The sequence below is a fragment of the Endozoicomonas numazuensis genome (assembly GCF_000722635.1).
GTDB lineage: Bacteria > Pseudomonadota > Gammaproteobacteria > Pseudomonadales > Endozoicomonadaceae > Endozoicomonas_A > Endozoicomonas_A numazuensis.
Genome location: NZ_JOKH01000009.1, coordinates 112,948 through 137,974, shown reverse-complemented (window position 1 = coordinate 137,974; position 25,027 = coordinate 112,948). Strand labels below are relative to the sequence as shown.

Below are 25,027 nucleotides of genomic sequence, written 5' to 3'. Positions count from 1 at the left end.
GTCATACCAATAAGGAAACTATGAGCTGTTCAGAAAGGTTTGGGCTGAAATGGAATTCATGTTGCTTTCTGGTTGTGTGGTATTTTATCTCTGCCCTTTTTATCTCTTGGAAAGGAAGCTGATATTGTTATCTTCTTTTTCTACAGATTCGTTATGTGCTCCAACTAACTGCTAATTCTATCGGCTAGAAGTTTTCGATTAAGTGAAGAAAACTTTCTTTGGAATATCTGTTGTCACTAAAAAAACCTTCATGTGAAGTCACTAACAAATATGCTGCACTATGAGCAATAAAGTATCTGATAGGCACAAATGCTATGGCCATTCTGTCTTGAATAGATTTTCCTGATCCATATATAGCCGCATGATTTTCACACTTTATTAATTTATTAACATTATCTGGCGTTAATGGCTTAGAAAGTAGATCACGCTCCTTTTCATAGACCTTCATAACATTACCAGAGCAACCGAAAGTATTCTTACAAACAGTAGCTGCAACTTGGGTCAAAGAACTGATTGTCAAAAAATTCATAGTCGACATCCTAATATGTTATCACTTTATTAATTTTTGATCTTAAAACAGTCAAATAGTTCGTTAGAATTGCCAACAAATTAGAAAGCGCAGATAACACATATGAGCCTCCCCTCTGTCAAGGGACACAGCACTACCCTTCGCAGCACGGCAGCCCTCTTCAGAAAATAATTTTATCGGCGGTCAAGCAAACCAAAAATTATGGCAGGAGGGAGGATAATGTTGTAGATAAAATAAGAGATTTTGTCGAATTCCTCTATAACGTCAACAGCATGTACTCTTAAGTTGTTAGCGAAGTGAAATGTGAACATAAGAGAATGAGTCAGCACCGGTATAACGGTGTTTAAATTACTACTGGTGACCAATGAATTAAAGATCAACCCGCCGTACATGTAAGCCAGGTGCCAGTGCATGAAAGGCGTTTGGATATGATAAAATAAAGCGGCGGCAGCCATGATCGTATACGAGGTTGTTTTTCCATCAGCTATTGGTAAAAAAATGGCCTCCCTGCTATCAATATTTCTTACATAAGAGATTAACGAGCGCAATGCGATAAAGCTGGTAATAGTCAGCTGAATGGGTGAGTCGAGCAGAGCACTGTGCCAGAAGCCTGTATAAAGGCTTCTCAGGAATACTAATATTGCGTCATTAAGGAAAAAAGACGCCGAATACATCTGCAACATTTTTTTCGAATTTATCATCAACCGATGCTTGTCAGCGAGCATAAAATAGGTCTGAGCCGTAAGGCTACCAATAAATCCAAAGCTAAAAAGGTCTGGCCACCAGGAAAAACTCAGACTGTTTGCAACCACTGCCATTACCATAAAAGCATTGGAAGGAATATATCCTCCGCCGTAGTCCATAAGACGATAGCTCGTATAAGCAACGGTAGCCGAAGCCATTAATGTTAAAGAGTGAACCACCCACGAGCTGTAAAAACAGACGTCGAGATTTTTTTTCAGAAAACAGTTCGTAAAATAACCGCTATAAGGTGCTTTCTTAGGTTTCTGTTTTGCTCTGTACGATTTATAATAATAGTTAATATTGCTTCTGAGCTTGCTGGCAATGCTGCTGAGAATGCTAATCCCGGGGCTGTTTTGCCAATATTGACTCATAACTGAGTGAGCAGAGTTATAAGCTATCCCTTGGCCCCACTCCAGCCAGTCCATCTGTGTTGATGGGGATGGTGAAAGATGTGGGATGTATTTTAGTAATTCTTCCTTATCAAAATATTCTTCTTCCTGAACTAAAAGACTTTCATACTCTTGCATAAAGGTAGTGCAGGCAGAGATGTTCTGAATCTGGTCTTCTATGGCTGAAATCAGGAGGTTAAGCTTTTCTGCCGTTACTGGCTCATTGTCATCTGACAGACCGGCCTGTTCTGATCCCAGTAGTTGTTGGAGTTCTGAAAAACAAATCGTTGCGTTTTCTGAAACCTCGTCAGTGTCTGGCTGGTTTTGTAATGATGGGGCAGTGTGTGCCCAGCCTGAGCTGGTTGCAAGCAGAGTCAGCAGAGCGATAAATACATATAGAGTATTTCGTCGAAAAAACGGTGAGGTAGCATCACACAAGAAATAAACTTTCATGAGAAAACCCGTGTACCACGATATCAATGAATCGAATTTCGGCAGTATGGACAATTGATATGAAAATTAATCAAATTCCATGAATCACTGGCTCTGGAGATTTTAGTCTGCCGGATTTTGTCAATACATGAAGGGCAAAAAATGTGCCCGCAGTGTGTTTTGAGTAATGTATCGACTTCGGTGAGCGTGTCGGGCGATAGGTGTTGCTCATGATTTTTCGGCGTTTTTTCCATGGCTTTCTTTGCGGCTACGCTTCCTTTAATGACGGCATAGCATGTACTGCATTTTGTATCTTCATTTGTGTTTTCCTCTTCATACTCGGTCATCTGATTCAGATAGATGACGTTAGAAAGAGGGAGCCAGTAGTCAATAGCTTCTGAAACCCAGGAATAAATATACTTTGGTCCGATAGATTTCAGGCACGTGAATACAATACGGTTAAACCACAGAGGAGAAATGTACTGCTCAACATTATCCTCCTGACCCTCATGACCAATATGTAACGCTATGTTCCAGTTGTTTAAATCAAACCTGAGTTTTGCTGCAAGCTCTTTTTGGGCGCCGGGTAGTAAAAATGTTGTGATGTTATCATTTTCGGAATAATCTATACCCAAGGTGACTCCGAGATTTTCTTTGGTAAAATCCTCCGAAAAAGTAAAAATGTCGTAGTTGTAATATTCATATGTGCCGGTTTTACCGACTTTCGCTTTTACATAATCCTCCATTTTTCTAATAAAATCATCTGAAGAAGAGGGTGGTTTGGGCTTTGTATATGCATAAATCAAAGTTCTTTTCGATTCCATATAATCTGCAATTGCACCAATAACATCGGGGGATAGCATGAACCGGTCAACACTTCTTAATCGCGTATCCTCATCAGTCATATGTGGATTGAACCACTTCGACGCCTGATTATTTTCCAGAATTATATTACCTGACATAACAAGCTTTCTATCAGAGGCTCGCTCACCAAGAACGGCGATCTCTTGGTTTTCGCTGACTTGCCTATCTAAAATCAGGCTTACAAGGTTCAGGTCGTCCATTACATGTGCCAAACGGCTATAGCTATCTGGATCATTTTCACCACCTTCTCCATAATCAGAGTCTAAATGAATGCGGTCAAGTCCATAGGTGGCCATTTCCGGCATCTCTTGCGAAAGGTGCTGATTATTCTGGATTCGCTCGAATGCAGCTGTGATCACAAAGTGTCTGGCTGCGTTGCCTGATAATGCAAGATGTCTTATTTCATACGGCTGGTCATCCTGATCGGAGTTCAAGCCAGCAAGGCGAACCATTACGACGGCTAATGGCATAAGAATATATAACTTTGAGTTGAAAAATGTTCCCAGGTAGTCACCTTTTTCTATTGACGCAATTGATAGTAAGGCAACCCCTGTTGCAATCAGGGGGGCAGGTCGCTCTAGCTCTAAGAGCCCTAGAATCAAGTTCTGTATTGTCAGAAGCCTTGACAATACAGCATCAATATAAAAATATCCCGCTGCAATAAGTGCGGCATAAGAAAGCCAATGCTTAGTCGACTGACCAAAATACCTATAAAAATAAATGCCCGATCTTATAGACGAAGCAATGGTTAAGGGAACAATAACGCCTGAATAGGCAAAAGACTGCCATAGTGTATCCCAGTCAGATTGAGTAACACTCTCAAAGTGGATAATTTTGTTATAAATTTCAAATGATGTTCCGCATTCGGATACATCGAAAAAATAACTGTTTTGCGTGGTTCTTGAGTCATCTTTTACCGGATGAATTACATCGGCTGACAAAGAAAACGACGAAAGAAGGATAATTATTCGAAGTATAAAAGTGATTCTCATGATTAATTATTAACGTCTTTCTCCCGAGATCCGAATTAGGAATATAGATGTAATTTGCTTGGTGTCGAATTAAATTGCTCCTGACTTAAGAGTTTTAAATCATTTTTTGCTGATCCTGCCTCCTTGCTGTCATTGTGCACACGGGCTAAGTTACCTTTAAGGGTTGGTTGACCCAATGATCCACAATAGCTTCAGTTAATTTCTTTACAGACAGCTTCCGAGCCTCTGTCAATCGTCGCCTCCAGCCTGGAAACGATGAAGATATTTCGTGGCAACGCTGTGAAAGACTGCTGATACCCAGTTTTTGAGATGGCTGTGGTAAGCATTCACATGCTGTATATGAAAAATGTCATCCAGCACTCTTTGACCCTCTGAATTGACCAGTTCTTTGAAAGTAAACCCCGGTTTTCTGGCCAGTTTCTCATGAGCAAGATGTGCATCAGCACACATCACAGCTTCTAATCACAGCTTCTATAGAGATGCTAGATATTGCAGAGCTGATCACCATTGGTCGTTTCCAGTAGGCCATCAACTGTTTGAGACTGACGATCGCGAGCCACCATTACAGGAAATTTTCGGCAAGGGCTTTTTATCGTTACTCCGTTTGCGGGACGTCCTGGGCATGCGAGATTGCTGGCCTTTGAATGATTCCCGAAACAGAGTTTCATCTAACTCGACAATACCAGAAAGCTCTTCTGCCTGATCTTGCTCGATCACCTGAAGAAAACGATGCCTCCAACGAAAAGACGTCTTTAGCAAAATCGTCGTAAACCCTCGCCCAATGCGGGCGGGGATATAAGACGGGAACGCGCAGAGCGTTCCGCCTGCAAGTTGGTTCAATCATTCGGGTGTACTCTGACTGTTCACGTACTCTTTCAATGTCTCATTCAATGTCTCAATAGTTGCACCTCCAGCGCTACAGGCAAAATAAGATCGTGACCACAACCTTCCAGATTTGCTCTGCGTCATAAGGTGTGTATTCAGCATTCTTAACCGTCTGGACGATACTGATTTCAAGTTATTTACCATGACACTGATCGCCAGCTTTGGGGGGTAAGCAATGAGTAGATGCACATGATCCTGTTCACCGTTCACTTCAAGCAAATCGCACTCCAGTTTTTGGCAGGAGCTTTCAAATGCTTCCTTCAATTGTTGGATCATGTAGCCATCAAACAACTTTCTTCTGTACTTCGTGGTGAATACCAGATGAACCACTAATTTCGTAACACTATGCCGTCTGCGAAGGTAGTCATGCAGTAAATCCTTATCGTGTACACTCACTTGAAATAACCCGTAATAAGTATATTATTTCAAGCATTGTAGTAATGAACGCTCACTTGTAAATAGCTATGCTGAAAGCCACCAAAGTACGCATCTACCCGACACCGAAACAGGCGGATTTTCTCAATCGCCAGTTCGGTTCTGTGCGCTTTGTGTGGAACAAGGTATTGGCTATCAAGACCCATTACTACAGGGTACGGGAACAGAACCTCTCCCCGAAAAAAGACCTGAAGCCATTGCTGGCGACTGCCAAGAAAAGCCGCAAGTACTCATGGCTGAAAGAGACTGATTCGATTGCACTGCAACAGTCCATTATCAATCTGGACAAGGCTTTCCAGAACTTCTTTAACCCTAAACTGCAAGCCCGGTTTCCCCGATTCAAGTCAAAGCATGGTAAGCAAAGTAGCTACCACTGCACCTCCGTTTCCGTGGGCAATGACTGGATCAAGGTACCTGAATGCCAACCCATCAAGGCCAGAGTTCACCGGGAGATAGCCGGGAAGGTTAAGTCTATCACCTTGACCAGAACGGCCAGCGACAAGTATTACGCTTCCATTCTTGCCGAAGATGGCCAGTCAGAAAGTAAACCGGTTGCTGCCCTGCAAGCCAGCAAGGTTGTGGGCATAGATGCCGGTTTGACCGATATCGCCATTACCAGCAATGGGCTGAAGACCAGTAATCCACGATTCCTGAAGAACGCCCAGAGAAACCTGAAGCGCAAGCAGAAAGTGCTGTCCCGTTGCAAGAAAGGCTCCAAAGGCAGAGCCAAGGCCAGACTACTTGTTGCAAAGGCGCATGAGCGTGTCGCCTTTGCCCGTAATGACTTCCAGCACAAACTGTCCAGACAACTCGTTGACGAAAACCAAGCGGTGGTTGTGGAGACGCTGAAGGTCAAGAACCATTGCCTTGCCCGATCCATTGCCGACGCAGGCTGGCATTCCTTCGTCATCAAGCTCGACTACAAAGCGAAACAGGCCGGTAAACATCTAGTGAAAATTGACCAGTGGTTTGCCTCGTCAAAAACCTGTTCCTGCTGTGATCGAAAGCAAGAGGAAATGCCGCTCAATGTCCGGTCATGGACGTGTGATTGTGGAGCTGTCCATGATCGGGACATTAACGCCGCCATCAACATAAAGCGGCAAGGCATTTTGAAGTTAAAGGCGGAAGGGCTGTCCGTCTCTGCTGATGAAGGCCAGCGTAAGTCCGGCACACTGCCGGTTGCTGCCTAAGAAGTCAGAAGCCTTGCCCGATAGGGCGAGGAGCAGTCACGACTATCAAAAATACCGGAATCCAATCATGGAAAAAGTAGCGCTTTTTGTTGATGTACAAAACGTTTATTACACATCCAGGCAAACCTATAGGCGTAACTTTGATTACAATAAATTTTGGATGGCTGCTACAGGTGGTAGAGAAGTAGTAAAGGCTATTGCTTATGCCATTGATCGTGGTGATAAAAAGCAGCGTGAGTTCCAAAATATCTTGAGAGCCATTGGTTTTGAAGTAAAACTGAAGCCCTTCATACAAAGGTCTGATGGTTCTGCCAAAGGTGATTGGGATGTGGGCATAACTATAGATGCAATTGAATATGCCAATCTTGCAGATACCATTGTCTTGGTTTCGGGAGATGGCGACTTCGACCTTCTTGCCAAAAAGCTTAGAATTGACCGGGGCAAGAATGTGGAAGTGTATGGTGTGCCAAGTTTAACGTCTACTGCGTTAATTGACGCTTCAAGTAAATTCATTCCAATTAACGAGTCTCTGCTACTGAAATAATTAACAGGTAAGCGTTAAGGTATAACTGAGGATATAAGAGACATCTATACATTTGATCAACCGAGCGGTTGAACTATTTTCCTCCTGTTCCTGATTTTTACCCTATCGAACAGGAGTCTCCATGACCCGAGCCCGCAGCAGCCTGATTGATTCGTGATCAACCCCGCATTATTCAGAATTCAACCCATGGGATAGAATCACGACATCAGCTGCTGTCGAAAAATTATTCACTGATGCAGGTATTTCTTCAGTTGATGTTTTAAGTGAACCTGGTGAACAGTCCCTATGTTCTCCTGGAGACTTCTGGACTATTGCACTGGGTAGTGGCCTACGATGGGGCATTGAACAACTTAGGATTTGTCCCAGCTTTTACCTGTCAGTGGAGTTCGCATTCATGGTTTAACCGACGGCAGTAGTTTTATGGCTCACGATACAACGGCAATACAGGCACAATTACAGATTGAGGCTATTGGCGGGCAGCCGGACTGGTACTGGTTCCTGAATGGGGAGTTGTTGGATGAAAGGTCATCCCGATTAACAATGGCTATGCCTGAGCCGGGAACTTATCAGCTCTCAGTGACGGATCAGGGCGGGCAGAGTGATCAGGTTTCTTTTACTGTGGAAGTTCAGCTCTAGGAGTCACAGGTTGCCAGGGCTTGGGAAGATCTTTCCAGTAACCTATCTCGAGAATCTGGGTTTTGATTTTTGAAACGGGAGCATTCTTGAGGACTTCAAAAGTACTTCCCGATTTTTCTGAAGGAATGAGCTTGTCAAAGCTTTCCCCATCAGGAGCTATGTGAATAACCACTTTGCCCGTGCGCTTGCTTTCATCCAGTAATTTGCGGAGGTAGGTCGGGTTGGGGTTTGGATAGCACATCAGAACGATGTTTCTATCGCTTTCCTGCAATGCATTAATGGCATTGATCTGTCTTACCGTTGCTCCAGGAACAGGTCTCATAAGGTGGTAGTGCTCCTGTATTCCAAACGCTTTGGCCAGGCCTTCTGGAAAAGCGGTTCTGATTCCTCTCAGTGAGAAGTTATCACTGGAGACAACATCGACTCCCAGCTCTGTCAGTGACTTATTGAGCCAGCCTGAACCGGCCATCAACTCTTCAACTCTGGGATCTTTCTGTTCCTGGATAAACGCTTTTAGGTCAGCCATTAGTTCTTTATCCAGCAAAGCAAAGTTATAAAACTCGGAAGCCTGAAGGATACGAAAGTGCAGGCTGAGCATGTTGAGTTCATTTTGAAGGCTCTTGGGAAAATGTTTGGTTTCTTTGGCTAAGTCACCATAAACAAACTCCGATAGGACACTGTGATCGGGCAGGGTGTTGGTCTGAAGTGCAATAACATTGTCATTGTACGCTTGAAGAGTATACTCCACGCCAGCTTGTTCCGGTTTTGAAAGCCCGAGATCCATGAATATGCCCAGAATCAGCTCAATATGTTTGCCAAAGTTATCTACGGGTACTTGAGCCCAATTGAAAGTGACGTTGAATGCTTTTGATGGATGAGTTGCGGGTAAAGTGATATCTCTGGTTATTTTTGCTTTATGCTCTGGCTGGACATCGGGGCTTCTGAGACCGGGTTCCTGTCTTGCTTCTGTCACAGAGATACCATCAGGCTTATGACATTGATCATAAACGGCTGCATCGCTGGTGACGTCAGGAGAGGGGTTGGGGCTCAGGCTGTTCATAGTGTTTTACATTCCTTGTCTATAAGAACAAGGCAGTTAGACACACCTGTTGTTGGAAAGTTCAAAGAAGCGTATTGCCAGTATCCTTCGACAGGCTCAGGATGAGCGGAGAATGTAGGTGCATTCCGCCAGTTGTATGAGCCTGAGCCATGAGCTGTAGTAAGTTCCTGTCTAATCACCACCGCTAATTCTGATTTAACCCAAATGGGATTCAACATTTGGGAGGATGTGAATATTGGCCTAATCTCCAGAAATCTGTTTTTAAATTCTGGCTGAATAAGTCTGAAACCGGGTGGTGAGTATGCAGTCGATCGATGAAATGTCCGATGATCTCAGTCCTTTCGAAATAAAAGATCGGTTGATTGAACTGGCCAGGAGCAAACATGAAAGCATGATGTTGAATGCCGGAAGAGGGAATCCGGATTTTATTGCCACTTTACCTCGTTATGCCTTTCTTAAGCTCTATGAGTTTTCTCTGTCAGAGGCTGAAAGATCTTTTAGCCATCTCCATGGCGGTTTTGGAGGAAGGCCTGATCACTCTGGGGTAGTCAATCGATTTGATCAGTTTGTTCGGGCGAATCCGGAAGAGCAGGGCGTTCACTTCCTTCAGGCAGCCGCTTCTTATGCCAATAGTCATCTGGGGATTCAGGCAGAAGTGTTTTTGAGTGAGCTGGTGGAAGCGACTTTGGGGTGTTCGTACCCGAGTCCACCCCGAATGCTTCCCTGTGCAGAGGCTATTGTTCGCGAGTTTATCATTCAGGAAATTAACAAAGGGAATCGGAGTCAGAGTGACTTTGAGCTGTTTGCAACGGAAGGTGGAACGGCTGCCATGACCTACCTGTTTCGTAGTCTTTTCAGCAACGGCCTGCTGAATAAAGGCGATACCATTGCACTAGCAACTCCTATCTTTTCTCCCTATCTGGAAATTCCTGAGTTGCCGGAATACCAGTTCAATGTCGTTGAAATTGAATCGAGCCCCGACAATGACTGGCAACTCACTGAAGAAGCACTCCATAAGCTGGAAAATCCTGCGATCAAATTATTGTGTGTAGTGAATCCTGCCAACCCAACCTCTGTTTGTATGAATCATCTTACGCTTTCAGCACTGGCTGATCTTGTTGAGCATAAGAGGCCCGATCTGATGATTCTTACCGATGATGTTTATGGGACTTTCACCGAAGCGTTTCGCTCCTTGTTCACGGTTTGTCCCAGAAACACGGTCTGTGTTTACTCTTTTTCAAAATATTATGGGGCGACAGGTTGGCGGTTGGGGACAATCTGTCTTAACGGGGACAATGTATTTGATCAGAAGCTGAAAGCGTTGCCGGAAGAAGAGAAAGAGGTGATCAATCGACGCTACTCATCGCTGACCAAAGAGCCAGAAGCGCTCGGATTTATCGATCGTCTCGTTGCTGACAGTCGGGATGTTGCTCTTAACCATACCGCTGGGCTTTCAACGCCACAGCAGGTTCAAATGACATTGTTTGCCCTGTCCAGTCTCCTCGATAAAGCAGATACCTACAAGCAATCAGCAAGGCAACTGATTCATGACCGATTCGAAATGCTCTACAGGAGCATGGGGATAAAGGCACCGGAATTAGCGGGGAATGCTGAATACTACACAGTGCTGGATCTGTATGAAATTGCTTTTGAGGTACATGGCAGTCCTTTTGAAGACTGGGTCCGAAAGCTGGATGATAAGCCAAGGCTGCTATACCGACTGGCTGAAGAGACTGGAGTGGTGCTGTTGCCCGGTAAAGGCTTTGAAATTGAACACCCTTCAGCCCGGGTATCCCTGGCAAACTTGACTATGTATCAATACAAACTGATCGGTCAGTCGGTTAAAAGATTTCTGGATGAATTTTATCAGCAGTATCTTGATGAGGATTCAGCCTGATGGAAAGTCGGGGGCTTTGCGTTCAATTATTTCACTGAATTCATGGTGTCAATGCTTGCAGCCTCTTCACTACTTCTTCGAGGGTGGGTCGTTCTGATCCATTGTTTCCCCGAATATCTGAAGTAGTGCTCGTGCCAGTTGTCTGTCTTTTACCGTGCGAATTCGGCAGAAGTTATTGCCCGGATTTTCAGGGTTTTCTCTCTCTGAAAACTGACTCAGACTGTTCAGTGTTCGCTCAATGGGGTGGTCTTTATTCGACCGCCAATCAGTTGTGTATACCCTTTTACGAGTACTACCAATCAAACTTTCAAACCCCGTTATGAGCAAGCCATTTGAGTCCAATAGGCAATACCCACAGGGCATAAAGGCGGGGTGAGGAGTCATAGCCGTAGCTATGGGGACGATCCCCAACGCAGAATATTGGACTCAAATGGCTGCACAGCAGGGGATTTTGAAAGTGCGATTGGTATAAGTCTTCGGTAAGCCGCAAATACTTAGTATAGAAACCAATTATTTCTTTGTTGATTATTGGTTAACATATTAATACTTAATTTTTTCGTGTCAGGGAGTGCTCGTCATGACCTGTCGGAAGCAGTATTAGTATAAAGAGGAAGCACTCATGCTTTGGGTTCAGTTAGCTGTCGTACTTGGGGCCATTTTTCTTGGGGCCCGGCTGGGTAGTATCGGCGTAGGTTTTGCCGGTGGTATGGGGGTGCTGGTGCTTACCCTGGGCCTGGGAATGGAACCTGGCGCGATTCCTGTCGATGTTATTCTGATCATCATGTCAGTGATCGGTGCGGTGGCTGCCATGCAGGTTGCGGGTGGTCTGGATTATCTGGTTGAACTGGCAGAAAAAATTCTTCGCAGTAAACCCAAATACATTACTTTTCTGGCACCTACTGTCACTTACGTTATGACGCTTCTGGCGGGTACCGGTCATACCGCTTACTCTACATTGCCTGTTATTGCTGAAGTCGCGAAAGAAAATGGCATTCGACCATCCCGCCCTCTCAGCATTGCCGTGATTGCTTCGCAGATAGCGATTACAGCATCTCCGGTCTCTGCAGCCGTCGTGGTATTCAGTGGTTTTCTTGAGCCTTATGGCATCGGTTATCTGAATCTCCTGGCCATTTGTATTCCGACTTCCTTTGCTGCCGTCATGGTAACAGCGGTTATTTGTAACTTCCTGGGTGTGGATCTTGATAAAGATTCTATTTATCAGGAAAGGCTGAAAGCCGGTCAGATTACTCTGAGAGAAAACAAGGCTCGCAGAGAACGCAAGAAAGGTGCAGGTCTGTCAGTGGCTATTTTTGCCCTGAGCATTCTGGCCGTTGTCCTTTATGCTACGGCCATTAGTGGTAACGTGGGTTTAATTGAAAACCCTGTTTTGCCACGGGACTCTGCCATTATGGTGTTCATGATGATTGCGGCAGGCCTGATTACTATATTCTGCAAGATTGATTCCGCTAACATTCTTAATGCCCAGACCTTCAAGTCAGGTATGAGTGCCTGCGTCTGCGTACTGGGTGTAGCGTGGCTGGGTAACACTTTTGTGGGCGCACACATTGACTCTATTCAAGCGCTGGCGGGTGATGTCCTGAACAGCTACCCATGGTTGCTGGCGGTTACCTTGTTCTTTGCTTCCATGTTGCTTTACTCTCAGGCTGCTACCACAAGAGCTCTGATGCCAGCGGCTCTGGCACTGGTTGACCCTGTGACAGCCATTGCTTCCTTTGCAGCCGTATCTGCACTGTTTGTATTACCGACTTATCCCACACTGTTGGCGGCAGTGGAAATGGATGAAACGGGCTCAACCCGTATCGGTAAGCTGGTCTTCAACCACCCATTCTTCCTGCCTGGTACTATTTGTATTGCTCTTTGTGTGGCTTTTGCTTTCGTTCTAGCTCCCATGATTGTCTAGTTGACACTCCGGCCTGCCTTTTCAGGCAGGTCGCTTGTCCTTGGCCTCCAACGTTTTTTTGCCTATTTTCTTCCCCTCATCAATCTATATCTGCATTATAATTTCCCGTTATAATTAAAAACTTTTAGCTAATCCGGAGAATGCATGACCCCATGGGTTCACCTACTGTCATCCACTTTGCGCTTATTGGATCTACACGACAGTAATCACGAAAGGCATTCAGAAAATATCAATGTCTCTGTAGAGAGCCGGCCTGGACTGGGTGATGGATACTGGCTGGATATCGCTTGCTTGCTATTGGAGTTTCTACTTGAGGAAGACTACCGTACTAACGGCCAGTACATTCCTCAGGTACGCTGTTTGAATCATCTACAGCCACAGATTCCAGAGTTGACAGCCGAAGATCTGGCTTACATTGCCAATGTGCTCAGTACCCCCAGCGAACTTTACTTTCGTAAGCGAAGTGAGCAGGAAGGTGCTGTGACGGCCAGTACCAAAGGGACGGCTCTGCTGGAGAAACAGTCCCAGATTGGACATATACGACTGTCTCAGGCTGGTCGGCAGAGTGTCATCTTATCGAGGCAAGTCGATGATATTCTCTACAGCGAGCATGACGCCGCCAAAATAGTTTCTGCTATTGCCCGCAGTGACTTTGATCGAATTCCCGGGATCTGCGATTCCATCCTGCTCTCCATTCGAGGCTTAACCCAGGAGGTTCGTCGAATTCGGGAGAACCCAGCTCTGGAAGGTAAGCTGGAATCTTTTCGAAATAATCGCAAGCACTATGAAATGGCGGCTCGAAATATTCAAGCGACCATTATGGACTGCCAGAATCAGTTTTTGCGTCCGGAAATTCACGAACGTTTTTATCAGTGGGCGGCACAGCAGGAACTGGATTGGGATTTGTCCATGATTAACCAGTCCTTCAGTCGAATTCTCAATGCATTGGAGAACCTCAATCGGCGGCTGACGGATCTGCTCAGAGATATTGCTGAAGGCCGTATCCAGAGTATGGGCGTTATAGACTTTCATAAGGCTGCGCTGAACCTGGCCTGGACCCCTCCGTCCATGGATTTGCTAACCTCTGTTTTCGCTCAGACAGCGCCTTTTGGTCTGGCGGTTAACCTTCCTGCACCCGGTGATTTTCAGGGCATGCTGGATAACCAGCGAGCCGACAACAGCCCAAGAAGTCTGGTGTATGAAGACTCTGAAGAAGAGAGTGCAGAATCCCTGTTGCTGCAACGATTTCTTAATCTTTTTGGGCAACCTATTCGTGACCGGCTTCAGGAAGGGCCACTCTCTTTGGGGGAGGCCATTTGCAATGGCTGGCACACTCATCATGAAAGCGGGCAGCAGGAAGATTTTTTGCCCCAGTTGATTAATATGTTTGTGGATACTGAGCAGTTACAGTCTGATTTGACGGTTGCAATTGAATACAATGGTCTCAATATCCAGTTACCTGACGGTCGTCGTTTGCATGGTGATAATCCTATTCTTATGACACAAGGTTCCAATCTTTCCAGGGAAGTCCATTCATGAATATGACGGAAATGGGTGAAGTCTATGCCTTTCTGCTTCGCCATCGAATTGCTGAAAGTCAGCCTCAGGAACGTCGACGCCGCTCGTCCCAGACAGGCCTGATCTCTGAGAGAGATGCCTGTTGCATCTTGAAGGATGCCGATGAAGAACAGATGCAGCAATTCCGCTCTTTTCTGGCGGGTCAGGGGCTCCAACTGGCTATGTTCGACAGTGCGGACTACCCGGGCATTCCACCCGGTGGCCAGATTTACCTGATGCTTCGCAATCCTGAAGCAGAGCTGCCCACCATGTTCAGCCAGCAGCCATTGATTCAGAAGTTGAGTATCCGTAAGGAATCACAGGAAACAACAGCGGTCTGGTTTATACACATCTGGATGCTGATGTTAGGGCTTCTCTATACGCGCAATAATCGGGCTCTTTCCGATGTCAGCCTCTATCAGGACGCGGTATTCAGTCAGGAAGAGCTGCTGGATGCCCTTAAGACGCATCTGGAAACCCTGCGACGCGGAGGGCTTCAGGATCAGGAGCTTCCCCGTCAGATTGCTATTCTTCTGACCGAAAAAGGTGAAGATATTTCCCGTCGGGTTCGGAACTTCATTGATTGTCTGATGGATGCCAGTCTTCTTACCGAAAAGGGTAAGAATATTTTCCAGCAAACTCTGCTGGGGGCGCTGGAAGTGGAGCAGAGTGGCTTGAATCACTTGCGACACCTGATTCCTGACGATATTGCCCAACGGATTATTCTGCCTGCAGAGAGCCGTCAGCCCGAAGAAGAAATACAAACGGTTCAGGAGTCTGTCGATGTCCGTCATTAATCGTATTGAAATCGCCAGTTTGTTGAATAAACATGGCGATGTTAGCAGCCCATGGGACGCGAAAATGCGTCACCTGCTGTTGAACCTGCGTGGTCAATCCACCGCCATGAATATGGAAAATGGCTTTGGTAAGACAACATTGTCCGATGCTCTGATTGGAATGCTGTCTCGTGACCGGAGTCTGATAAGAAAAACCCGTCGAAAAATGTCGCCTTCCAGAGATGGGCGTCCATGGACACATATTCGGGTGGAGTTCAGTTATTCGTCCGGCCATGTCGGACAATCCGATATGTTGGCTGCAGCCGGTGACAGTGTGGGCGGTACCGAGCAATGGGTGTTTGGTATGTACGGGCACAGTGATACTGATGTCGGCTTCTATTTTTTTCATGGTCGTCTTGAGCAGCTACCGGTTAGTGGCATTACTGCAGACAGCAAGCTGCAACTGTTCAGTAACGATCATTTTCAGCACAGCTTTAAGCAATTGAAGCCAGAGCGGCCCAAAGATCGTGAATCCTGGCTGGAGGCTATCAGTCTTCATATCAGCCGGAAGGAACTGGAGCAGCTGGCCTCTTTTCAAAAAGAAGGGGGAGCTGATAAAAGTCAGATCTTTAATGCGATAAAACCCCGTCCAGGCGAAAAGGCAGATCAGGCATTCTTTTATGAAGTGCTGGCGCCACAAGTTCTGGCGGGTGCCAGCCAGGGGGAAACCGACGAGTCCGAAGAGTTTATTGAAGATCTGGTCATTAATTCCGGTCGCAATGTATCTGAGTTGCGCCACAAAATTAATGAAAAGACCCTCGATCTTCAGCGGAATCGCAATAAGGCCGAGCGTCTTGCAGAACTTGATCGATCCGGTGGCAAGCTGGCTGAAACCCGTTCTCTGCGCGACAGGGCTCGAAAGCAGTTGGAAACACAGGCGATCTGTCTGGCAACCATTAGCGATAAAGGGTTGCCCGGAATTCCTGCCAGCCACGATGAGCAGGAAACGGTTTCACAGTTAGCGGGTGAAATGGCGATTCGACCCGGTGAGGTTGAACCTCTGGTTCCTCTCTCTGCACTGGCAAAAATTACGGGCAGTGGTGCCCGCAAGGTAGAAGAGTATCTGGAGAGCAGACAGCTGTCTGGCTATCGTCATGACAGGACGGCCGTCGTGTATAGCCCGAAAGCCAGTTGGGCAGGGGGCAAGTCCATGCGACTTTATCCTGTTGGAAAAACTATCCGGTTTCTCAAAGACAGCCAACAGTTGTTTAAGGATGACGCTGATAGAGTTAATAGTCTGGAAACTCTGGAGGAGGCAGTCGACCACTTTCTTGATCTGGATACTAACCCGTTTCGGGAGAGCTATCTCGCGGATCAGGAGTATCTGAAAACCTTGAAAGTGGAGTGCCAGGAACTGAAGGAGAGCCAGCGAAAGCTGGAAAGTGAGCACGAAGTCCTGGTGAACAGGGATAAAGAATTTACTGACAATGAAACTGTCTATACCGATGCCTTGAAAGAGGGGCTGTTTACCGAACAGGAGTTAGACGCTCCGGATGAAACAGAGGCGAGCGTCAAAATCCGGTTGAAAGCGGTTAAGGGTAGCTACGAACAATTTCTGGAAACCCAGGGGCGATTCAAAGGGTTAGTGGATCGCTGGAAAACGTTCCAGCGTGACTATGGTCATGAGGCGGTTCCCGATGAATTGATTCAGGAGAAGGATCTGCAACGGGAAGAGCTGAGTCATCAGCTGGTGGAGTTAGAAAGTCACAAGGATAAATATCAAGGACAAGAAAGGGAGCTCAATAGTCAGTTGCAGGTTATTGGGCAGAAACTGCCGGGACTGGAATCGGAATTTCAACGATTAGACAAGCTCAGTAACAGCTTTAATGATGTTCAGACACTGTTTCCCGGAGAAGATATTTCAGGGTTGATCAGTCGGCTGGAGCATCAGCAGCGGCAGTTCAGAGACAGTCAGAGTCAATATACTCAGCAACGAGCACATGCCAAGAGTCAATTACAGACTCTTCTAGGACTCCAGCCACAATACAATGCCTTTCTTGAACAGTATCCAGGGCAGCAACCTGAAGGCCTGGAGGAAGCACTCTGGCAGGAAAAAACGGAACTGGATGCAGCGATTTCCCAGCAGGAAATACGAGTAGGCAAGTTGCAGATACTGGCTTCAGACCTGCAACAGTTTGAGCAAGATTTTCCCGGGGTCATAGCGTCCCAGTGGTTGCTTAAAGCGACTCAGGCTTATCCTCGGTTGTTGACGCAACATGAAGAGATCCAGTCCCGAATTCTCGATATTGAACGACAACTGGAAGATTTAAAAACCAATCCGATCAGCCCCAGTGCTGCAGAAGTTCAATGCGCCCGTGTTCTCAATGAACAGAGTATGGCGCATCAGCCTCTGCACGAAGTTATTGCAGAATTACTTAAAGGCGACGACGAGCGTAAGTCTGAGTGGTTGGCACAAGCTCACAATCTATTGTTTGCCCCTGTTTTAAACTCCCTTGAAGAGGCCAGACAGGCGGCAGAACTGTTTACCCAAAATCGCCAGCCGGTACCGGTTTTTACCAGGGATTCGCTGCATAAAGTAGTGGCAGAGAATGGATCGCTGTTAGGCGCTGTTATCGGCTATGAAAGTCTGGCGGTTCGTGCTCTGTTGAACCCTAAACTGATTGAGGAACTGAAGCTGCAGTTAAAGGCTAAGCTTGAAGGCTTTCAGGCTGAGCGGGTGGATGTTCATGAGGGGCTTGAGCTCTACCATCCTGAGTCTGACAGCGTGCGACTGGCAAAGTCGGCAGTAGAAGCTGTAGAAGCGCAGGCAGAGAAAGAGTTGCCTCTTCAGCGGATGGCTCTGGAGAAAATGGGCTCCCGCCTGGGCGTATTACTGGAACAGCTGGCTCCGGATAATCGCAAACTGATTCGTTCTGCGGAACAATTTCTAGAACTGGGCGGTAATGCTCAGGTCGAAGTATTGAAGGACTCTTTAAACCATTTGCAGTCAAAGCTGGATATGCTCACGCAGCAGCTGAGTGAGCTGGAAAGTCAACTCAGTGGCGAAAACCGTCGCAAGCTGGATCAGGCAGAGCAATTCCTGATTGATGGCGGTAAAGCGCGGTTGGATGAATTAAAGGCTGAGATTGAGCTGCAAACCATCAAGCAGCAACAGTTGTCTGAAGCTCTGGTGAATTGTCAGGAAACTCTGGACAGCTATCAAAGGCAGATCACAGAACGAAAAGCTCAGCTGGATAATGTTTATCAGCCAGGAGAAGCGGATCTGTTAGCTTCACTGGATAAATACCTTCAGGACGGTGGCCCTGAGTTTATGGACAGGGCAGAGGCGACTCAGACATCACTGGAAAACCAGCTGGAGCAGGCACAGGCCTGTGCCAGTTTGAAGTTTGATCGTATCCGGGCCTATCTGAATGCTCGCAGCGACGAAGGCGGTACCGCGGCTCTGAAAAAACAGATTGCAGATCTTAAAAGTCATATCAATCGAGCCAGAGACGTACAGGACGACAAAAATGCTGAGATCGGCAGAATTCAGGATGAACAGCCTCAGCAACTGAAAGCGATTCATCAGATAGATGAGACCGCTGAGCGATGGTTAAAGCAGCTTTCTCATTTCAGTGAATCCATGTTGGCAGAGCTGCCCGCTCCCGACCTTGAGCAGCTGGAAGAAATGGCTCTTTTTGAAAAAGCAGAGCAGTATCAGGAAGCCTGCCGGTTAGACGTGATGGAGAGGGATCAGATCTGTCACTGTTCTCTGGCTCTGGGTGAACAACTGGAACTTGAGAACATCAAAGAGCTGAGCAGTGAACTTAAACGGCAGGAAAAAGCACATTCTGAACACGAAGAAGGTTTCCGGGATGTACTCGGACGTATTAAGAATAGTGAGCGACAGCTGTTTAACGCTACAGAGCAGACCCGGCTAACGGGTTTGAACGAAGCAGGCGAGAGCGCTTTAAAAGAGCTCGCCAGTATGATCAGTACCCTGGATGAGCAAATCGACCACAGCACCCGTATTCTCGATGAACTTCAGGAATCGATGAATGGTTATGAAGATAAGCTTCATGAGCGGCTATCCAGCATTATTATGCACTCGGTGGATAACCTCAAAATCCTGAAACGTGTGGCTCAGCATTCTACCGGAGATAACGCTTATTTTGTGATTCAGGCGGATATCGTCAGCGAGGAAGGGATTAGAAACCTGGTTCGCAGTCTACTGGCAGAAATTGAAGACAATCAGCGCCAGATTCGCACTCGAAAAGCTCAGAATCTACCTGTTGGCAGTGAAGAAAAACAGCGCAAGGAACTCAGTCAGAATCTTCGCAGTCAGATCTATCGTCAACTTTTTACCCATATCAGTATCCGTCTGAAACACGACGCTATTCGTCCACACGGTAACCTTTTCAGCCTCAATGAGGACATGAGTGAGGGGCAGCGTGAAGCCGTTTCCCTGATGTGGTTAGTAAAACTGTCTGAGTTTGCCATTGAGCGAGAGCTGAAATCAGTGCCCAGCCAGTATCGCCGGCAAGAGCGGAAATCCAGTGAGTCGGTCATCATTCTCGACGGTCTCTTCAGTAAGCTTTCTCATAAGAAGTTAATTGAGGACTCACTGGAGTCCCTGCGTAATACCCGTGGTCGGTTCCAGATGGTGGGGCTGATTCACAACCCTAATTATGAGAATGATTCGGGCATTTTTCCGACTTATCTGGTGGGCAATGTGATTGGCGGTATTCAGGGGCAGGGAGGTCATGTCACGGTGAAGGAAGGTGTTCGGGTCAGCCCGGCTTCTGTCGGACGAAATACTGGGGAAACCAGCCTGTTCCATTTGCATGTAGATCATGAGAAGGCGTAGTTGTAATGTTCTCTGAAGAAGACAAAGTGCGAGTGCTTGACTGGTTTATAAAAAAGCGGACAGAAACCAATGCCAGTTCAGCGCCCAATATGATTAAGAAAGCGCTTGGAATAGAGAGCCTTCTGGTTATTGAGGCGATACTGAAGGCCTTGGCTGAGGAAGATAAAATCATCTCTTCCCAGAATGATGTCCGCTTTGGAAAATTATCCTGTCTGGTGACGCCAACAGAGCCTTTAACAGAGCGGTATTGGTATGAAGTTCTCAGCCATAGTCCTGATGGCGCTGCACTGGCTCCTTGTCACGGGGTGCTGTCAGACTGGTCTAAAGAGAACATGCAGACACTGTTTGAGGGGCTGCTCGCACTAAAGTCAGATTTGCCCGATGCTTATCAGATGACGGCGTTTGAAGCGTCAGCCCGATATCTTTTGGGCTCATCAAAACTGCTTGAAGCCTTGGGCAAAAGAAACCTTCAGTTGTTTGGTATTGATCCGGATCTGTTCAGAAAACCGATCAGCTATGTGGTGACGGCGGGCCCGGAGCATCCGGAGCAAGTGCTGTTGATAGAAAATCCCCAAAGTTTTGAGGCCTGTATAGAGCTGGGTTTACATGAAAGAATTGGATTAGTAAGCACCTTTGGCTATGGACTGGGCTGGCTTCAGGTCATTGAAAACAGAAAGTCAGTTGTGGGTATTTCCAGAGGAGGGGCCGAGCAGGATCTTCTGACATTGTTAGATCATCCGAAACTGTATTTCTGGGGGGATCTTGATCATGAAGGGATCAAGATTTACCGTGCAATCAGACAACAGTACCCACAATGTCGTTTGAGCCATCTTTATTTACCCATGATTGAAAAAGTGGAAACAGGTTTTCATCACCCTTATGTAAAAGCCGTGGGTAAGGAAGGGCAGAAGAATGCAGGAGACAGTCGTTATGCAAATGGACTGGATCAGGAGAGCCTGGAAAATAGTGTCATCAAGGCGTACTTCCTTGGAGGAATAGAGGATCAACAATGGATGAAATTGCCTGATAACGTTTAAGTCGGGAAGATTTTCATAGTCAAGAAAGCCCAGGAAACCGGGCTTTCTTTCACTGGATCAACCGCGATAGTAACGCTGTTCAATGAACGGCATGCGACTCACCGTCATAGGCAGTTTCTTGCCTCGTACCAGTGCGAATACTTCTGTTTCCAGAGCTGCATACTCAACAGATACATATGCCATGGCTACGGGTGCACCGATGGTGGGTCCAAAAGTACCGGAAGTGACAACACCGATCTTTTCGCCTTCGGCATTAACAACTTCAGTCCCTTCACGAACCGGTGCCCGGCTGCTGCCCATCAAACCTACACGTTTGCGTGAGAAGTCCTTGTTTTCTATCTGGCTCAGGATCTTGTCTGCGCCCGGGAATCCGCCAGCGCGCTCACCACCGTTGCGGCGGTTCTTGCTGATGGCCCAGATCAGGCTGCTTTCGATAGGCGTAGTTTCTGTGTCCAGGTCGTGGCCGTAGAGGCACAGTCCACTTTCCAGACGCAGCGAGTCACGGGCGCCCAGGCCAATGAATTCTACTTCTGGCTGGTCCAGCAGCATACGACAGAATGTGTCAGCATCTGCTTGTGGAATAGAAATTTCAAAACCGTCTTCACCGGTATAACCAGAACGGCTAATGTAGACTTCCACGCCTTCAATGGTCATATGGACAGAGTCCATAAACACCATCTTCTCAGTTTCAGGTGCCAGACGTGCCATAACTGTTTTGGCTTCCGGACCCTGGATAGCAACCAGTGCACGATCATCCAGAACTTCGAGTATCACGTCTTCAGGCAAGAGAGCCTGCATGTGAGCAATGTCCTGATCCTTACAGGCAGCGTTCACCACAACATACAGGCTGTTATTACCTTCGTTGGTGACCATCAGGTCGTCCATCACACCCCCCTGTTCATTGGTGAACAGGGCATAGCGTTGTTTGCGTTCAGGAAGATCAATAATGTCTACGGGTACCAGAGCTTCCAGCGCTTTGGCCGGGTTGTTTCCGGTCAGACGAATCTGTCCCATATGGGAAACATCGAACAGACCTGCTTTAGAACGGGTATGCAAGTGTTCAGCTTTAACGCCCAGAGGGTATTGAACAGGCATATCGAAGCCTGCGAAAGGCACCATTTTCGCGCCCAGCTCTACGTGCAGGCTGTGCAGTGGTGTTTTATTGAGTTCGGTCATTACAGACACTCCCTGAAAATAGTGTAGAAACCGGGGAGTTAACGTCCCCGGTTCAATGCTGGATTTCAGACGACGTTAGTCTTCTTCTCGATAGTCTTCTTATCGATAGTCTTCTTATCGATAGTCTTCTTATCGATAGTCTTCTTATCGATAGTCTTCAATCGATGGGCAGGAGCAGATAAAGTTTCGATCGCCGTAGACATTGTCGATTCGGTTAGCGGTTGGCCAGTACTTGGAAGCAATAGAACCTTTCAACGGGAAGGCAGCCTTGAGCGGGAAGACGGCTTCTTCACGGCTGTAGGGATGGCTCCAGTCACTGTCGATCAGGTCCGACATAGTGTGCGGGGCATTGCATAGCGGGTTATCTTCAGCAGGCCATTCACCTTCCTGAACCTTACGAACTTCTTCACGGATAGCCACCATGGCACTGACGAAACGATCAATTTCATCTTTGGATTCTGATTCGGTAGGCTCGATCATCAACGTCCCTGCCACAGGGAAGGACATGGTAGGCGCATGGAAACCATAATCCATCAGACGTTTGGCGATGTCTTCTTCAGTAACGCCACTGGCTTCCTTGATAGGACGGATGTCGATAATGCACTCGTGAGCCACTTTATCGTTACGTCCACGATACAGTACGTCATAGTGTGAAGAGAGTTTCTCGGCCATGTAGTTAGCGTTGAGTATGGCTACTTCACTGGACTCTTGCAGGCCCTGCTGTCCCAGCATGGCAATGTACAAATAGCTGATCGGCAGAATAGAAGAGCTGCCAAAAGGAGCAGCAGACACTGCGCCCATGCCTTCGTGGTTGCCTTCAATGGGGCTGACACTGTGATTAGGCAAATAAGGCGCCAGATGACTTCTTACTCCGATAGGACCCATGCCTGGACCACCGCCACCGTGAGGGATGGCAAAGGTTTTATGAAGGTTCAGGTGAGAGACGTCGGAGCCGAACTTACCGGGCTTGGCAATACCAACCAGAGCGTTCATGTTGGCACCATCCATATAGACCTGGCCACCGTGCTGATGAACTATATCGCAGATATTGCCTATCTCTTCTTCATAAACACCGTGGGTGGAAGGGTAGGTGACCATCAGGCAAGACAGGTTCTCACTGTGTTTTTCTGCTTTGGCCAACAGATCTTCAACATCTACGTTACCGTTTTCATCACAGTCAACGACGACCACTTTCATACCGACCATGGCCGCAGAAGCAGGATTGGTACCATGAGCAGAAGAGGGAATCAGACAGATGTTTCTATGGGCCTGGTCATTGGCTTCCTGGTAGTTGCGGATGGCCAGCAGGCCTGCGTACTCACCCTGGGCACCTGAGTTGGGTTGCATGGAGATCTTGTCATAGCCAGTGATCTCTTCCAGTGCTGCTTCCAGTTCATTGATCATGGTCATGTAACCCTTGACCTGATCTCTTGGAGCAAATGGGTGAATGTTGGCGAATTCAGGCCAGGAAACCGGCAGCATCTCCGCCGTGGCGTTCAGTTTCATGGTGCAGGAGCCCAACGGAATCATGCCGTGGGTCAGAGAGTAATCTTTATTTTCCAGACGCTTCAGATAACGCAGCATATCGGTTTCAGAATGATAGCTATTGAAGGTCGGGTGAGTCAGTACGGCATCTGTACGACGATGATTTTCTTTAATGCCGGAAACCGTGATCTGACTGTCTATGGTCTGGATATCCAGATCTTGACCCTGTCCCAGAATAACATTGAACAGCTGTGTGATATCTTCAGCAGTGGTGGTTTCGTCAATGCTGATACCCAGCTGATCGAAGCTGATGCGACGCAGGTTACAGCCGGCTTCAATGGCGCGGTTATAAATAGCTTCCTGCTGGCTGCCCACTTTCAGGGTCAGTGTGTCAAAGTAGGTGTTGTTGCACTGAACGCCCAGAGTCGTCAGACCTTTCTGCAGAATGGTGGTCAGGCGATGAATGCGTTCGGCAATCGTCTTCAGACCCTGTGGTCCATGATAAACCGCATAAAAAGCAGCCATGTTGGCCAGCAGTGCCTGGGCAGTGCAAATGTTGGACGTCGCTTTTTCACGACGGATGTGTTGTTCACGGGTCTGCATCGCCATGCGGTAGGCCTGGTTGCCTCGACTGTCGATGGAAACACCAATAATGCGTCCGGGGATAGAACGCTTCAACTTTTCACTGGCAGCAAAAAACGCTGCGTGTGGCCCGCCAAAGCCCATGGGAACACCAAAACGCTGGCTGCTGCCCAGGGCAATATCAGCACCCAGTTCACCCGGTGATTTCAATAGCATCAGAGCCATCAGGTCTGTTGCGACGGACACCATGGCTTTTTGTTCTTTGGCTTTGCTGACGATGCTGGCAATATCAGTGATCTGGCCGTAGGTGCCAGGGTATTGCAGCTGGACACCGAAGATATCGTGCTTTTCCAGGTCGGTATTGGGGTTGCCTACTTCTACCTGGATACCCATGTGCTCAGCACGGGTCTTGATAACGTCGATGGTTTGTGGGTGCACATCGTCAGCAACAAAGAATACCTGATGCTTACTATGGTTTGAGCGACGGCCCCCGGTTCTGTAAAAGAGTGCCATGGCTTCTGCAGCAGCGGTGGCTTCATCCAGCAGAGAGGCATTAGCTACTTCCATGCCCGTCAGATCCATAACCATCTGCTGGAAGTTCAGCAGGGCTTCAAGGCGGCCCTGAGAGATTTCTGGCTGATAGGGCGTGTATGCTGTGTACCAGCCCGGATTTTCCAGTACGTTTCTGAGAATGACGTTGGGAACGTGGGTGTTGTAATAGCCCATACCCAGATAAGATTTGTTCACCTGATTCTGGTCGGCCAGAGCACGAAGGTATTCCAGAGCCTGAACTTCTGTCTTACCTGCTTCGATATTCAGAGTGCTTTCGCCTGAAACAGCGAGTGAACGAATGGATTTTGGAACCGTCTGTTCAATGAGCTCAGACAATGATTCCAGTTTCAGTTCGGACAGCATCGCCTGCTGCTGGGCATGATCCGGGCCAATGTGACGACCGGTAAATGCGTTGCCCTGTTCCAGAGCGCTGAGTGCCTGTTTATCAACAGCCATGTTTCTACCTTTCTCTGCCGG

General features: G+C 47.2%; 16 protein-coding genes and 1 pseudogene. 9 read left to right on the top strand and 8 right to left on the bottom strand.

Translation table 11 applies throughout. From position 1 onward, the window contains the following. Positions 1-184: 184 nt before the first annotated feature. The 5 genes and pseudogenes from GZ78_RS24735 to tnpA form a co-directional block, all read right to left on the bottom strand. Complete coding sequence (locus tag GZ78_RS24735) at positions 185-529, bottom strand: hypothetical protein (RefSeq protein WP_152558932.1); 345 nt, start codon at positions 527-529, stop codon at positions 185-187. Positions 530-702: 173 nt separating this feature from the next. Further along, positions 703-1,800: a hypothetical protein gene (locus tag GZ78_RS24730; protein WP_152558931.1), complete on the bottom strand. Its 1,098-nt coding sequence runs from the start codon at positions 1,798-1,800 to the stop codon at positions 703-705. A 338-nt stretch (positions 1,801-2,138) separates the two neighbouring features. Beyond that, positions 2,139-3,950, bottom strand: a complete 1,812-nt coding sequence (locus tag GZ78_RS24725) for an RING finger protein (RefSeq protein ID WP_034842364.1) — start codon at positions 3,948-3,950, stop codon at positions 2,139-2,141. A 145-nt stretch (positions 3,951-4,095) separates the two neighbouring features. Further along, positions 4,096-4,712, bottom strand: a pseudogene (locus tag GZ78_RS30520) (IS1595 family transposase); the annotation flags it as partial. A gap of 78 nt (positions 4,713-4,790) precedes the next feature. Continuing rightward, entirely contained in the window at positions 4,791-5,231 is a 441-nt protein-coding gene (gene tnpA, locus GZ78_RS24715; protein WP_034842362.1) for an IS200/IS605 family transposase, read from the bottom strand. A gap of 68 nt (positions 5,232-5,299) precedes the next feature. Between tnpA and GZ78_RS24710 the strand changes: the two genes are divergently transcribed. The 3 genes from GZ78_RS24710 (at position 5,300) to GZ78_RS24700 (ending at position 7,640) form a co-directional block, all read left to right on the top strand. Then, positions 5,300-6,460: an RNA-guided endonuclease TnpB family protein gene (locus tag GZ78_RS24710; RefSeq protein WP_034842359.1), complete on the top strand. Its 1,161-nt coding sequence runs from the start codon at positions 5,300-5,302 to the stop codon at positions 6,458-6,460. A 67-nt stretch (positions 6,461-6,527) separates the two neighbouring features. Next, entirely contained in the window at positions 6,528-7,004 is a 477-nt protein-coding gene (locus GZ78_RS24705) for a LabA-like NYN domain-containing protein (protein WP_034842357.1), read from the top strand. A gap of 357 nt (positions 7,005-7,361) precedes the next feature. Beyond that, positions 7,362-7,640, top strand: a complete 279-nt coding sequence (locus tag GZ78_RS24700; RefSeq protein WP_152558930.1) for a hypothetical protein — start codon at positions 7,362-7,364, stop codon at positions 7,638-7,640. Here the strand turns inward: GZ78_RS24700 and GZ78_RS24695 are convergent. Continuing rightward, positions 7,618-8,700, bottom strand: coding sequence for a hypothetical protein (locus tag GZ78_RS24695; protein WP_034842355.1), 1,083 nt, complete (start codon positions 8,698-8,700; stop codon positions 7,618-7,620). The genes GZ78_RS24700 and GZ78_RS24695 overlap by 23 nt on opposite strands. A 301-nt stretch (positions 8,701-9,001) precedes the next feature. Here GZ78_RS24695 and GZ78_RS24690 point away from each other — a divergent pair, with 301 nt between their 5' ends. The 6 genes from GZ78_RS24690 (at position 9,002) to GZ78_RS27875 (ending at position 20,755) form a co-directional block, all read left to right on the top strand. Continuing rightward, positions 9,002-10,597 carry a bifunctional aspartate transaminase/aspartate 4-decarboxylase gene (locus GZ78_RS24690; RefSeq protein ID WP_034842353.1) on the top strand — a complete coding sequence of 532 codons (1,596 nt, stop codon included), beginning with the start codon at positions 9,002-9,004 and terminating at the stop codon, positions 10,595-10,597. Positions 10,598-11,216: 619 nt separating this feature from the next. After that, positions 11,217-12,518 carry an anaerobic C4-dicarboxylate transporter gene (locus tag GZ78_RS24685; RefSeq protein ID WP_034842351.1) on the top strand — a complete coding sequence of 434 codons (1,302 nt, stop codon included), beginning with the start codon at positions 11,217-11,219 and terminating at the stop codon, positions 12,516-12,518. 144 nt (positions 12,519-12,662) lie between these two features. After that, positions 12,663-14,057, top strand: coding sequence for a hypothetical protein (locus GZ78_RS24680; protein ID WP_051786518.1), 1,395 nt, complete (start codon positions 12,663-12,665; stop codon positions 14,055-14,057). Then, positions 14,054-14,872 (top strand): hypothetical protein, encoded by an 819-nt coding sequence (locus GZ78_RS24675; protein ID WP_034842349.1) that lies wholly within the window; start codon positions 14,054-14,056, stop codon positions 14,870-14,872. The genes GZ78_RS24680 and GZ78_RS24675 overlap by 4 nt, the downstream gene beginning before the upstream one ends. Next, positions 14,859-19,718: a coiled-coil domain-containing protein gene (locus GZ78_RS24670; RefSeq protein WP_034842345.1), complete on the top strand. Its 4,860-nt coding sequence runs from the start codon at positions 14,859-14,861 to the stop codon at positions 19,716-19,718. Before GZ78_RS24675 ends, GZ78_RS24670 begins: the two co-directional genes overlap by 14 nt. A 5-nt stretch (positions 19,719-19,723) precedes the next feature. Continuing rightward, entirely contained in the window at positions 19,724-20,755 is a 1,032-nt protein-coding gene (locus GZ78_RS27875; RefSeq protein WP_051786517.1) for a Wadjet anti-phage system protein JetD domain-containing protein, read from the top strand. Between the two features lie 57 nt (positions 20,756-20,812). Here the strand turns inward: GZ78_RS27875 and gcvT are convergent, their stop codons facing one another. Both gcvT and gcvP read right to left on the bottom strand, forming a co-directional pair. Next, positions 20,813-21,931 (bottom strand): glycine cleavage system aminomethyltransferase GcvT, encoded by a 1,119-nt coding sequence (gene gcvT / locus GZ78_RS24660; protein ID WP_034842343.1) that lies wholly within the window; start codon positions 21,929-21,931, stop codon positions 20,813-20,815. A gap of 144 nt (positions 21,932-22,075) precedes the next feature. Further along, positions 22,076-25,006, bottom strand: a complete 2,931-nt coding sequence (gcvP, locus tag GZ78_RS24655; RefSeq protein ID WP_034842341.1) for an aminomethyl-transferring glycine dehydrogenase — start codon at positions 25,004-25,006, stop codon at positions 22,076-22,078. Positions 25,007-25,027 lie beyond the last annotated feature (21 nt).

What these genes read in the sequence shown, in the direction of transcription:
- GZ78_RS24735 (WP_152558932.1), bottom strand. Translation starts at nt 529, where the DNA reads ATGAATTTTTTGACAATCAGTTCTTTGACCCAAGTTGCAGCTACTGTT.
- GZ78_RS24730 (WP_152558931.1), bottom strand. Translation starts at nt 1,800, where the DNA reads ATGCAAGAGTATGAAAGTCTTTTAGTTCAGGAAGAAGAATATTTTGAT.
- GZ78_RS24725 (WP_034842364.1), bottom strand. Translation starts at nt 3,950, where the DNA reads ATGAGAATCACTTTTATACTTCGAATAATTATCCTTCTTTCGTCGTTT.
- GZ78_RS24710 (WP_034842359.1), top strand. Translation starts at nt 5,300, where the DNA reads ATGCTGAAAGCCACCAAAGTACGCATCTACCCGACACCGAAACAGGCG.
- GZ78_RS24705 (WP_034842357.1), top strand. Translation starts at nt 6,528, where the DNA reads ATGGAAAAAGTAGCGCTTTTTGTTGATGTACAAAACGTTTATTACACA.
- GZ78_RS24695 (WP_034842355.1), bottom strand. Translation starts at nt 8,700, where the DNA reads ATGAACAGCCTGAGCCCCAACCCCTCTCCTGACGTCACCAGCGATGCA.
- GZ78_RS24690 (WP_034842353.1), top strand. Translation starts at nt 9,002, where the DNA reads ATGCAGTCGATCGATGAAATGTCCGATGATCTCAGTCCTTTCGAAATA.
- GZ78_RS24685 (WP_034842351.1), top strand. Translation starts at nt 11,217, where the DNA reads ATGCTTTGGGTTCAGTTAGCTGTCGTACTTGGGGCCATTTTTCTTGGG.
- GZ78_RS24680 (WP_051786518.1), top strand. Translation starts at nt 12,663, where the DNA reads ATGACCCCATGGGTTCACCTACTGTCATCCACTTTGCGCTTATTGGAT.
- GZ78_RS24675 (WP_034842349.1), top strand. Translation starts at nt 14,054, where the DNA reads ATGAATATGACGGAAATGGGTGAAGTCTATGCCTTTCTGCTTCGCCAT.
- GZ78_RS24670 (WP_034842345.1), top strand. Translation starts at nt 14,859, where the DNA reads ATGTCCGTCATTAATCGTATTGAAATCGCCAGTTTGTTGAATAAACAT.
- GZ78_RS27875 (WP_051786517.1), top strand. Translation starts at nt 19,724, where the DNA reads ATGTTCTCTGAAGAAGACAAAGTGCGAGTGCTTGACTGGTTTATAAAA.
- gcvT (WP_034842343.1), bottom strand. Translation starts at nt 21,931, where the DNA reads ATGACCGAACTCAATAAAACACCACTGCACAGCCTGCACGTAGAGCTG.
- gcvP (WP_034842341.1), bottom strand. Translation starts at nt 25,006, where the DNA reads ATGGCTGTTGATAAACAGGCACTCAGCGCTCTGGAACAGGGCAACGCA.